The sequence below is a fragment of the Pseudomonas sp. FW305-25 genome, assembly GCF_017351415.1.
In the GTDB taxonomy this organism is placed as follows: domain Bacteria; phylum Pseudomonadota; class Gammaproteobacteria; order Pseudomonadales; family Pseudomonadaceae; genus Aquipseudomonas; species Aquipseudomonas chlororaphis.
This window is the reverse complement of record NZ_JACNDE010000026.1, coordinates 51,360-63,612: the sequence shown is the minus strand read 5'-3', so window position 1 is coordinate 63,612 and position 12,253 is coordinate 51,360. Positions and strand designations below refer to the sequence as shown.

General features: G+C 66.2%; 6 protein-coding genes. 5 read left to right on the top strand and 1 reads right to left on the bottom strand.

Features of this window, described 5'->3' with window-relative positions:
• The first annotated feature begins 5 nt into the window (after nt 1–5).
• Genes J4E58_RS22125 through J4E58_RS22105 form a run of 5 tightly spaced genes read left to right on the top strand, consistent with a single transcriptional unit; the run spans nt 6 to nt 11,528 of the window.
• A complete protein-coding gene (locus tag J4E58_RS22125) occupies nt 6–7,604 on the top strand; it encodes an Ig-like domain-containing protein (RefSeq protein WP_087092364.1) in 7,599 nt (2,532 codons plus the stop codon).
• Between the two features lie 43 nt (nt 7,605–7,647).
• The gene (locus J4E58_RS22120; protein WP_053259186.1) at nt 7,648–9,162 is read left to right on the top strand and encodes a TolC family protein; all 1,515 of its coding nucleotides are present in this window, start codon (nt 7,648–7,650) and stop codon (nt 9,160–9,162) included.
• Nucleotides 9,146–9,748, top strand: a complete 603-nt coding sequence (gene cysC, locus J4E58_RS22115) for an adenylyl-sulfate kinase (RefSeq protein ID WP_053259187.1) — start codon at nt 9,146–9,148, stop codon at nt 9,746–9,748. The genes J4E58_RS22120 and cysC overlap by 17 nt, the downstream gene beginning before the upstream one ends.
• Nucleotides 9,745–10,536 (top strand): aspartyl/asparaginyl beta-hydroxylase domain-containing protein, encoded by a 792-nt coding sequence (locus J4E58_RS22110; RefSeq protein WP_087092313.1) that lies wholly within the window; start codon nt 9,745–9,747, stop codon nt 10,534–10,536. The genes cysC and J4E58_RS22110 overlap by 4 nt, the downstream gene beginning before the upstream one ends.
• Entirely contained in the window at nt 10,524–11,528 is a 1,005-nt protein-coding gene (locus J4E58_RS22105) for a sulfotransferase family protein (RefSeq protein WP_087092314.1), read from the top strand. The genes J4E58_RS22110 and J4E58_RS22105 overlap by 13 nt, the downstream gene beginning before the upstream one ends.
• Here the strand turns inward: J4E58_RS22105 and J4E58_RS22100 are convergent.
• Nucleotides 11,494–12,252, bottom strand: a complete 759-nt coding sequence (locus tag J4E58_RS22100) for a slipin family protein (RefSeq protein ID WP_007932057.1) — start codon at nt 12,250–12,252, stop codon at nt 11,494–11,496. The two genes, J4E58_RS22105 and J4E58_RS22100, sit on opposite strands and share 35 nt — an antisense overlap.
• Nucleotide 12,253 lies beyond the last annotated feature (1 nt).

Sequence of the window (12,253 nt, the reverse complement as noted above, 5' to 3'; positions counted from 1 at the left end):
GCATCATGTGGTGGAGCAAAGGCAAGTCGCGGGTCAATCAGCGGGCCACTGGGCGGGCGAATGCCCTGGCTTCTCCGATGATCATGCCGCTGGAGCCGCGCATGCTGTTCGACGGTGCGGTGGCGGCGACGGTGGCCGATGTCGCCCAGCCGGACAGCCACACCACCACGGACGTGGCCAAGACGCCGACCGCCGCCGATCAGCCGAGCGTCAGCCAGGACACCCATGGCCAGGCCGATGCAGCGCCTGCCGCGACCCCGACCGCGGTGCCGGGGCTGACGGTGGTGTTCGTCGACTCGCGGGTCAAGGACGCCGACAGTCTGCTCCAGGGCCTGGCGCCCGGCACCCAGGTGGTGCAACTGGGGGCGAACCAGGATGGCCTGCAGCAGATCGCCGATTACCTGGACCAGCACCAGGGCGTCAGTTCGGTGCAGATCATCGCCCACGGCAATGCCGGCGACCTGTGGCTGGGCAACAGCTACCTCTCGGCTGACAACGTCCAGGCGCGCAGCGCGGTGCTGGCGGACATCGGCCAGGACATGAACGCCGGCGGCGATATCCTGATCTACGGCTGCTACACCGCCGAGGGCGAACGCGGCCTGAGTTTCGTCGACTCGCTGGCGCAACTCACCGGTCGCGACGTGGCCGCCTCCAGCGACCGCACCGGCCTGGGGGGCGACTGGGAACTGGAGATCGCCACCGGCACCATCGAAAGCGCCAACGTGCTGTCCACCCAGGCCATGCAGGATTATCAGTGGGGGCTGGCGACCTGGACCGCCACCAACAACGCCAACACCGGCGTGGGTTCGTTGCGGGCGGCGTTGGCGTCGGCGCAGAACGGCGACATCGTCACCTTCAGCAGCGGCATGACGGTGCAGCTGACCTCCGAACTGCTGGTCAACAAGAACGTGACCATCGACGGCGACCTGAACAACGACGGCGCGGCGGACGTGATCCTCGACGGTCAGTACCGCACCCGCGTCATCGAAGTGACCGCGGGCAGTACCGTGACCCTCGATGGCCTGGTGATCACCCGGGGCCTGGTCTCGGGCAACGGCGGCAACGGCGGGTATGGCGCGACCGGCGCCATGGCCGGGGGGATTTTCAACGCCGGCAACCTCACCCTCAACAACGTCACCGTGACCTCCAACGCGGCCTCGGGCGGCGGCGGTGGCGGCGGTGTCACCGGCGCGTTCTACGGCGGTGGCGGTGGCGGCGGCGGCGGGCTGGGTGGCCAGGGTGGCGGCCACGGCGGTTCCGCCGGCCCCGGCACCGGCACACTGGGCGGCCAGGCTGGCAGCGGTGGCGTGGGCGGTTATGGCGGCGGTTACGACGCCACCCACATGGGCGGTCGCGGCGGTACCAGCACCGGCGGCGCCGGTGGCGTGGGCGTGTCTTATTACAGCAACGGCGGTAACGGCGCCACGGCCACCAACGGCACGATTTCCATCGGCGGTGGCGGCGGCGGCGCGGGTTGGGACAAGGTCGGCGGCGCGGGCGGCAATGCCGCCGGCGGGATCTACAACGCCTCCAGCGGCACCCTCACGGTGATCGGCACCTCGACCATCAGCAACAACATCGGCGCGGGCGGCGGCGGTGGCGGTGGTGGCGGCCAAGGCAGCAACGCCAGCAATGGCGGGATTGGCGGCCGCGGCGTCGGCGCGGTCTGGAACAAGGGCACCTTCCTGATCACCGCGGCCAACTTCGCCGCGCTGAGCGGTAACGCGGCGGCCAGTGGCGCCGGTGGCGTAGCGCTGGGCGGTGGCAGCACCGGTACTTCGCCGACGTCGGTGGCGACCATCTACAACGACGGCGGCATCCTCAATACCGCCTATGCACCACCGCCCACCGCGACCATAGTGGTGGCGGACAGCGCGCTGAAAATCGGCGAGACCTCGCTGGTGACCATCACCTTCAGCGAGGCGGTGACCGGCTTCACCAACGCCGACCTGACCATCGCCAACGGCACCCTGACCGCGGTGAGCAGCAGCGACGGCGGCATCACCTGGACCGCCACCTTCACCCCGACTTCGAGCATCACCGATACCAGCAACGTCATCACCCTGGATAACACCGGGGTCATCAATGGCCTGGGCACCGCCGGGGTCGGCACCACCGACTCCAATAACTATGCGATCGATACCGTACGGCCGACCGCGACCATAGTGGTGGCGGACAACGCCTTGAGGGTCGGTGAAACCTCGCTGGTGACCATCACCTTCAGCGAAGCGGTGAGCGGCTTCACCAACGCCGACCTGAGCATCGCCAACGGCACCTTGACCGCGGTGAGCAGCAGTGACGGCGGCATCACCTGGACCGGCACTTTCACCCCGAGCGCCAGCATCACCGATACGACCAACCTGATCACCCTGGACAACACCGGCATCGCCGACCTGGCCGGCAACGCCGGCAGCGGCACCACCGATTCCAACAACTATGCGATCGATACGGTGCGCCCGACCGCGACCATCGTGGTCGCCGACAGCACCCTGACGGCGGGCGAAACTTCCCTGGTGACCATCACCTTCAGCGAAGCGGTGAGCGGCTTCACCAATGCCGACCTGAGTATTGCCAACGGCACCTTGAGCGCGGTGAGCAGCAGTGATGGCGGCATCACCTGGACCGCCACCTTTACCCCGACCGATGGCATCAGCGATAGCAGCAACCTGATCACCCTGAACAACACCGGCATCGCCGACCTGGCCGGCAACACCGGTAGCGGCACCACGGACTCGGGCAACTACGTGATCAACACCGCGCACCCGACGGCGACCATAGTGGTGGCCGACAATGCCCTGAGGATCGGTGAGACCTCGCTGGTGACCATCACCTTCTCCGAGGCGGTGACGGGTTTCACCAACGCTGACCTGACCGTCGCCAACGGCACCCTGAGCGCGGTGAGCAGCAGCGACGGCGGCATTACCTGGACCGCCACCTTCACCCCGAGCGCCAGCATCACCGATGCCACCAACCTGATCACCCTGGACAACACCGGCGTCCAGAACAGTGTGGGCAACCTGGGCCAGGGCAGCACCAACTCCAACAACTACGCGATCGACACGGTGCGGCCGACCGCGACCATCGTAGTCGCCGATACCGCACTGAGAATCGGCGAAACCTCGCTGGTGACCATCACCTTCAGCGAAGCGGTGAGCGGCTTCACCAACGCCGACCTGAGTATTGCCAACGGCACTTTGAGCGCGGTGAGCAGCAGCGATGGCGGCATCACCTGGACCGCGACCTTCACTCCGAGCGCCAGCATCAGCGACACCAGCAACCTGATCACCCTGGATAACACCGGCATCGCCGACTTGTCCGGCAACGCCGGCAGCGGCACCACTGATTCCAACAACTATGCGATCGATACGGTGCGGCCGACCGCGACCATCGTGGTCGCCGACAGTGCTCTCAGCGCCGGTGAAACCTCGCTGGTGACCATCACCTTCAGCGAAGCAGTCAGCGGCTTCACCAACGCCGACCTGAGCATCGCCAACGGCACTTTGACCGCGGTGAGCAGCAGCGACGGCGGCATCACCTGGACCGCCACCTTCACCCCGACCGTTGGTATCAACGATGCCAGCAACCTGATCACCCTGAACAACACCGGCATTGCCGACCTGGCCGGCAACACCGGCAGCGGCACCACCAATTCCAACAACTACAGCATCGACACCGTCCTGCCGACCGCGACCATAGTGGTGGCGGACAACGCCCTGAAGATCGGTGAAACCTCACTGGTGACCATCACCTTCAGCGAGGCGGTGACCGGCTTCAGCAACGCCGACCTGACCGTGGCCAACGGCACCCTGAGCGCGGTGAGCAGCAGCGACGGCGGCATTACCTGGACCGCCACCTTCACTCCGAGCACCAGCATCACCGATGCCACCAACCTGATCACCCTGGACAACACCGGCGTCACCAACGCCTCCGGCAACGCCGGTAGCGGCACCACCGACTCCAACAACTACGCGATCGATACGGTGCGGCCGACCGCGACCATCGTGGTCGCCGATACCGCGCTGAGAATTGGCGAAACCTCGCTGGTGACCATCACCTTCAGCGAAGCGGTGAGCGGCTTCACCAACGCCGACCTGAGCATTGCCAACGGCACTTTGAGCGCGGTGAGCAGTAGCGATGGCGGCATCACCTGGACCGCGACCTTCACCCCGAGCGCCAGCATCAGCGACACCAGCAACCTGATCACCCTGGATAACACCGGCATCGCCGACTTGGCCGGCAACGCCGGTAGCGGCACCACCGATTCCAATAACTACGCCATCGATACGGTGCGGCCGACCGCGACCATCGTGGTCGCCGACAGTACTCTCAGCGCCGGTGAAACCTCATTGGTGACCATTACCTTCAGCGAAGCGGTGAGCGGCTTCACCAACGCCGACTTGAGCATCGCCAACGGCACCCTGACGGCCGTGAGCAGCAGCGATGGCGGTATCACCTGGACCGCGACCTTCACCCCGACCGTCGGCATCGCCGATGCCAGCAACCTGATCACCCTGAACAACACCGGGGTCAGCGACCTGGCCGGCAACAGCGGTAGCGGCACCACCAACTCCAATAACTACAGCATCGACACCGTCCTGCCGACCGCGACCATCGTGGTGGCGGATAACAACCTGAAGATCGGTGAAACCTCGCTGGTGACCATCACCTTCAGCGAGGCAGTGAGCGGCTTCAGCAACGCCGACCTGACCGTCGCCAACGGCACTTTGAGCGCGGTCAGCAGCAGCGACGGTGGCATCACCTGGACTGCCACCTTCACCCCGACGTCGAGCATCACTGACACCAGCAACGTCATCACCCTGGATAACAGCGGGGTGACCAACGCCTCGGGCAACGCCGGCAGCGGCACCACCGATTCCAACAACTACGCGATCGACACCGTGCGTCCGACGGCGAGCATAGTGGTCGCCGACAGCGCCCTGGGCGTGGGCCAGACCAGTACCGTGACCATCACCTTCAGCGAGGCGGTGACCGGCTTCACCCTGGCTGACCTGACCGTGGCCAACGGTACGTTGAGCGGCTTGAGCACCAGCGACAACATCACCTACACGGCGACCCTCACCCCGACTGCCAGTATCAGCGACAGCAGCAACCTGATTACCCTGGATAACACCGGCATTACGGATGGGGCGGGCAACGCCGGCAGCGGCACCACCGACTCCAACAACTACGCCATCGACAGCCTGCGTCCGACCGCCACCATCGTCCTCTCCGACTCGACCCTCAAGGCCGGCGAAACCTCGCTGGTGACCATCACCTTCAGTGAAGCCGTGAGCGGTTTCGACAACAGCGACCTGACAGTGGCCAACGGTACCCTGAGCGCAGTGAGCAGCAGCAACGGCGGTATCACCTGGACCGCCACCTTCACCCCGACGGCGGGCATCACCGACCTGAGCAACCTGATCACCCTGAACAACACCGGTTTCACCGACGTGGCCGGCAACAGCGGTACCGGGACCACCAGCTCAGCCAACTACAGCATCGAAACCGTAGTGCCGACGGCCACCCTCGTGATCGCCGACACGGCCCTGAAGGCTGGCGAAACCTCGCTGGTGACCATCACCTTCAGTGAGGCGGTCAGTGGTTTCGACAACAGCGACCTGACGGTGGCCAACGGTACCTTGAGCGCGGTGAGCAGCAGCGATGGCGGGATCACCTGGACCGCTACCTTCACGCCGACTGTGGGTGTCGGCGATACTAGCAACGTCATCACCCTGAACAACAGCGGCGTGATCAATGTCTCGGGTAATACGGGCAGCGGCACCACCGATTCGAACAACTATGTCATCGACACGGCTCGCCCAACGGCGACCATAGTGGTGGCCAACCCGATCCTGCCGATTGGCGAAACCAGCCTGGTGACCATCACCTTCAGCGAGGCGGTCAGCGGTTTCGACAACAGTGACCTGACGGTGAGCAACGGCACCCTGAGCGCGGTCAGCAGCAGCGACGGCGGCATCACCTGGACCGCGACCTTCACCCCGAACGTCAACGTCAGCGATGCGACCAACCTGATCAGCCTCAACAACAGCGGGGTCAGTGACGCGGCGGGCAACGCCGGCAGCGGCAGCACCGACTCGAACAATTTCATCATCGACACCGGTCGGCCGACCGCCACCATCGTGCTGGCCGACACGGCCCTGAAAGCGGGCGAAACCACCACGGTCACCATCACCTTCAGCGAGGCGATCAGCGGCTTCACCAACTCGGACCTGACAGTGGCCAACGGTACCCTGGGGGCCCTGAGCAGCAGCGATGGCGGGGTGACCTGGACCGCCACCTTTACCCCGGCCATCAACATCAGCGACAGCAGCAATCAGATCACCCTGAACAATGCCGGAGTGATAGACGCCGTCGGCAACGCCGGCAGCGGCACCACCGACTCGGCCAACTACGTCATCGACACCGTGCGCCCCACCGCTACCGTGGTGGTCGCCAACCCGATGCTGGCCGTGGGCGACACGTCCCTGGTGACCATCACCTTCAGCAAGGCGGTGAGCGGCTTCGACAACAGCGACCTGACGGTGACCAACGGCACTTTGAGCGCGCTGAGCAGCAGCGATGGCGGCATCACCTGGACCGCGACCTTCACCCCGAACACCAACCTCAGCGATACGAGCAACCTGATCACCCTGAACAACAGCGGGGTCAGCGACGCCTCGGGCAATACCGGGCTGGGCAGCACGGATTCGAACAATTACCTGATCGATACCCAGCGGCCGACCGCGACCATCGTGGTCGCCAACAGCAGCCTCGGCGTGGGCCAGACCAGCAGCGTGACCATCACCTTCAGCGAAGCGGTGAGCGGTTTCACCAACTCGGACCTGACGGTGGCCAACGGCACCCTGAGCGCCCTGGGCAGCAGCGACGGCGGCCGGACCTGGACCGCGACCCTGACGCCAACCGCCAATATCAGCGACACCAGCAACCTGATCACCCTGAACAACAGCGGGGTGAGCGACTCCTTCGGCAATACCGGCGCTGGCAGCACCGACTCCAACAACTACGCGATCAACACCGTGCCGGCGGCCAACCCACCCACGCAGCTGCCGGTGGGCGATCCGGAATTCCGTTCGAGCGACCCGGTGGTTCCGCCGCTGCCGCCTTATGTGCCGTTGCAACCCACGGTCACCACGCCACCCGTTGGCGACCTGGGCTCGCCACTGGCCTTCGCGCCGCTGTTCGAGCAGCGGGTGCTGGGCGATGGCATCCGGCCGCTGGGGGATATTTTCATCAATCGCGGGGCCCTGGCGCCGAGCTTCATTGCCCAGGTGTTCGGTAGCAGCGATGCCGGGGGCGATGGCAATGGCCATGGCTTCCTCGGCTTCGGTGGCGGCGATGGCGGGGTGTTCAGCCAAAGCACGCTGTCGCTGCTGTTCGACCAGGACTCCGCCGAGGATGGCGGTTCGCTGAAGTCTTTCGGCGACAAGGCCAAGACTGGCGATCTTTCCCAGGGCGGGCGCGGGGTGTTCGGGGCACCGTCGCTGACCCAGCAATTGCAAGTGATGCAAGACACAGAACAACGGCCGATCCGCGATCTGGCCAAGGCATTCGAACAGGCCGGCGTCAGCGCAATGCAGGCCTGAAACACTACATAAATACGATGCGGCACCCAGGGGCGAGACAAGGATGAATAAAAGTCAGAAGTTGTTCGGGGTCAGCTTGTTGGCGCTGATGGTCAGCGGTTGTGCCGTCAGCAGTAAACCGATCGAACGCAGTGCCAGTGAGCAGCGCGCCAGGAGCGACCTGCAGAGCATGTACAAGGACCAGGAACCGCTGAGCGGCCCGCTGACCCTGCACCAGGCCATGGCCCGGGCGGTGAAGTACAACCTCGAGGGCCGCTTGAAAATCATGGAAGAGGCCCTGGCCAAGCGCCAGCTGGACCTCGCCAGTTTCGACATGCTGCCGCGCATGGCCCTCTCCGCCGGCTACGTGGGGCGCAACAACGTCAGCGCCTCCAGCAGCCAGAGCGTGGAGACCGGCACCCAGTCCCTGGAACCTTCGACCTCCCAGGACCGGGACCGCAGGGTGGCCGACCTGACCATGGTCTGGAACGTCCTGGACTTCGGCGTCAGCTACATCAACGCCAAGCAGCAGGGCGACCAGCGACTGATTGTCCAGGAGCGTCGGCGCAAGGTGATCAACACCATCGTCCAGGACGTGCGCTCGGCCTATTGGCGGGCGGTGGCGGCCGAACGCCTGCTCAAGCAGATCGACAGCCTCATGGGCCGGGTCGAGCAGGCCCGCAGCAACAGCCAGAGCATGAGCCAGCAACGCATCGGCGACCCGGTGCAGGCCCTGGCCTACCAGCGCTCGCTGATCGAGGCCACGCGCCAGCTGGAGGAGCAGCGCCGGGCGTTGTCCCTGGCCAAGACCGAGCTGGCGACCCTGATCAACCTGCCGATGACCACCCACCTGACCCTGGCGACCAGCGACGATTACCCGGTGCCGGAACTCAAGGTCGATATGGCCCGCCTCGAGCACGAGGCCCTGACCAGCCGCCCGGAACTGCGTGAGCAGGATTACCAGAGCCGCATCAGCGCCGCGGAAACCCGCAAGGCCATGCTGCGCCTGCTGCCGGGCCTGGAGTTCTCCGCCGGCGGGCATTACGACAGCAACTCGTTCCTGGTCAACGACAAGTGGGCCGACTACGGGGTGAAGGTCACCTGGAACCTGTTCAATGTGCTCTCCGCGCCGGCAGCCATCGACACCGCCAAGGCCGGTGAAGACGTCGCCGCGGCCCGTCGCCAGGCCATGTCGATTGCCGTGCTGGCCCAGGTCTACGTGGCCAACGCCAACTACCGCGACGCCTTGCGCCAGTTCAAGACCAGCCAGGAGCTGGCGGATATCGACGGGCAGATCGTCGGCCAGCTGCGCAACCGCTACCAGGCCAACGGCATCGGCGAACTGGACCTGATCCAGGGCGAGCTGAACACCTTGCAGGCGGACCTGCGGCGCGACCTGGCCTATGCCGACCTGCGCAACGCCTACGGGCAGATCTTCGCCAGCGCCGGCCTCGACCCGCTGCCCGACGAGGTGCAATCGACCCAGGTGCAGTCCATCGCCACGGCGCTGGCCAGCCGCGAGGCCGACTGGGCGGCGGGCAACATCAGCACGCCGGTGGCCCATGCCCAAAGACAATAACCTGCAGGCCCCCCAGGCCAGCGTCAGCCGGGCCCAGCGCGAGGCACGCAATGGCCATCGCGGTGTGGCGATCCTGTTGACCGGCCTGCCGGCGGCGGGCAAGTCGACCCTGGCCCAGGCGCTGCAGGCCGGGCTGTTCCAGCACGGTCGGCAGAGCCTGGTGCTGGACGGCGATGCCTTGCGCGGCGGCCTGAACCGCGACCTGGGGTTCGCCGAGGCCGACCGCCGGGAAAATATCCGTCGCGCCAGCGAGCTGGCGGCCCTGCTGGTGGACAACGGGCAGATCGTGATCCTGGCGATGATCGCCCCGCTGATCGAGCAGCGTGAGCTGTTCGCCCGGCGCCTGGGCGAGGACTACCTGGAAGTCTGGTGCAGCGCCTCGCTGGCGGTCTGCGAGCAGCGCGATCCCAAGGGTCATTACGCCCGCGCCCGCAGCGGCGAGTTGCCGGGGTTCACCGGTATCTCGGCGCCCTACGAGCCGCCACGGGCGGCGCTGGAACTGGATACCGGCGCTCAATCGGTCGAGGACTGCCTGGGGCAATTGCTCGGCTGGCTGGTCGAGCGCCAGGTGCTGCCGGCCTCATGAGCCGTCCGGCGTTCGCCCGCCTGCCCGTCAGCGTGGACCTGCCGCGGCTGTTGCGCGCCCTGGCGCGAATCGACGCGAGCGCCTGGCAGGGCCACTTCAACGGCGGTTATTACGAAGGCGACTGGAGCGGCGTGGCCTTGATCTCGGCGCTTGACGCGCCCTCCGAGCTGGCGCCGGGCAAGGGCCTGCCGGTGCAGCGCGAGCCCTGGCGGCAGGACCCGGACTGGCAACAGGCATTGCGGCACTTGCCGTTGCGGATCGTCTCGGCGCGCCTGCTGCGGCTGGGGTCGGGGGCGCGCATTCATGAACACCGCGACTACGACCTGGGCGGCCCGGACGCCGACCTGCGCCTGCATATCCCCCTGCTCAGCCCGCCGCGGGTGGATTTCCTGCTCGACGGGCAGCGCATGCCGATGCTGGCGGGAGAGTGCTGGTTTCTCGACCTGTCGCGCCCGCATCGGGTGGATAACTACGACACTCAGGCACGTATTAATCTGGTACTCGACTGTCGCCCCGACCCTTGGCTGGAACAGGCGATTGCCGCCGGAGCGCCGACCACCCCGGCGCCTGGCCTGGGCCGCGCGGCCCTGGACTTCGCGCGGTTTTGCCGGCTGCTTGAAGAGGACACCGCGCTGTGCCAGGCCTTGCAGGCGCCGACCGACAGCGAAGCCTTTATCGAGCGCACCCTGGCCCTGGCGGCCGAGCGTGGCCTGGCGTTCACCCGCGAAGACCTGCGTTCGGCCATGCGCCAGGGACGGCGTCTGTGGAATGAACAATGGATGGCCTGAACCTGCACGGCTGGTTGCCGATCCGCCTCTGGCAGCCGGGTGACGAATGGCGGGTCGACTGGTGCTGGTTCGGCGACAGGCCGCTGTCGCAGCCGTTTTTCCGCGAGGCGGTCGAAGAGGCTCTGCGCCTGCCGTTCAATCAGGCGTTCCGCCGCCAGACGCCTTTGTCTGCCCTGACCGAATGGCGTCAACGCAGCCCGGGCCTGGCTCCCAGCGCCTTTATCTTTCATGCCTCGCGCTGCGGCTCGACCCTGCTCAGCCAGATGCTGGCCTGCCTGGACGACCATATCGTGGTGTCCGAACCGCCGCCGCTGGATGCCCTGCTGCGCGGCTCGCTGGCGCCACAGGAGCGGGCTGCCGCGCTTGTGGGCCTGCTGTCGGCCTATGGGCAGGTACGCCGTGGTACTGAGCAGCGGTTGGTGATCAAGCTCGATGCCTGGAACATCGGCGAGCTGCCGCTGCTGCGCCAGTGCTTCGCCGATACGCCGTGGCTGTTTGTGTATCGCGACCCGCTGGAAATCGCCGTGTCGCATCTGCGCCGGGCCGGCATGCACATGACGCCGGGCCTGATCGGACCGTGCGCGCTGGACGACGGCGAGCCTTTCCAGGACCGGGAAAGCTGGGTCGCCCGGCGTTTGGGGCGCTTGTTGCAGCTGGGGCTGGAACACTGCCGCGAACACCATGGCCTGGCACTGAACTACAGCCAGCTGCCCGCCGCCATGGACGGCCACCTGGGCGATTTTCTCGGCCTGGGCGCCGAGCAACGCAGGACGGCCTTCGCCCGTATCGGCCAGCATGCCAAGCAGCCGGCGCAGGCCTTTGTCGATGATCGCCAGGGCAAGCAGCAACAGGCTTCAGCGTGGCTGCGGGAGCAGCTGGAGCAATGGGCGCAGGCGCCTTACGCGGCGCTGGAACAGTGGCGCAGCAGGGCGGTCAGCGCAGTCCCGCAAACGCGTCTCAGCTCTTCGGCGACAAGTCCGCCATGCCCTTGAGAAATTCGATGGGCAGCGGGAAAACGATGGTCGAGCTCTTGTCGCCGGCAATCGCGCCCAGGGTCTGCATGTAGCGCAGTTGCATGGCGCCGGGCTGGCGGCCGAGCATTTCGGCGGCCTGCATGAGTTTTTCCGAGGCCTGCAATTCGCCTTCGGCGTGGATCACCTTGGCCCGGCGTTCCCGCTCGGCTTCGGCCTGCTTGGCGATGGCGCGGATCATCGATTCGTTGAGGTCGACATGCTTGATCTCGACGTTCGCCACCTTGATGCCCCAGGCGTCGGTCTGGGCGTCCAGCACCTGCTGGATATCGGCGTTCAGGCGTTCGCGCTCGGCCAGCAGTTCGTCCAGCTCGTGCTTGCCCAGCACCGCGCGTAGGGTGGTCTGGGCCAGTTGGCTGGTGGCCATGAGGAAATCCTCGACCTGGATGATCGCCTTCTGCGAGTCCAGCACGCGGAAATACAGCACGGCGTTGACCTTGACCGAGACGTTGTCGCGGGTGATCACATCCTGCGGCGGCACGTCGAGCACCACGGTGCGCAGGTCGACGCGGACCATCTGCTGGACGACCGGAATCAGCAGGACCAGCCCCGGCCCCTTGACCCTCCAGAAGCGCCCGAGCTGGAACACCACCCCGCGCTCGTATTCGCGCAGGATGCGAAACGTCGAGACCGCCAGCGCCAACAGCAGCGCCAGCAGCGCGCCAAAACCCAATTCCAGACCCATT

Bases quoted from the DNA above. Each gene is read 5' to 3' on its own strand.
- J4E58_RS22120 (WP_053259186.1), top strand. From the start codon at position 7,648: ATGAATAAAAGTCAGAAGTTGTTCGGGGTCAGCTTGTTGGCGCTGATG.
- J4E58_RS22105 (WP_087092314.1), top strand. From the start codon at position 10,524: ATGGATGGCCTGAACCTGCACGGCTGGTTGCCGATCCGCCTCTGGCAG.
- J4E58_RS22100 (WP_007932057.1), bottom strand. From the start codon at position 12,252: ATGGGTCTGGAATTGGGTTTTGGCGCGCTGCTGGCGCTGCTGTTGGCG.
- J4E58_RS22110 (WP_087092313.1), top strand. From the start codon at position 9,745: ATGAGCCGTCCGGCGTTCGCCCGCCTGCCCGTCAGCGTGGACCTGCCG.
- J4E58_RS22125 (WP_087092364.1), top strand. From the start codon at position 6: ATGTGGTGGAGCAAAGGCAAGTCGCGGGTCAATCAGCGGGCCACTGGG.
- cysC (WP_053259187.1), top strand. From the start codon at position 9,146: ATGCCCAAAGACAATAACCTGCAGGCCCCCCAGGCCAGCGTCAGCCGG.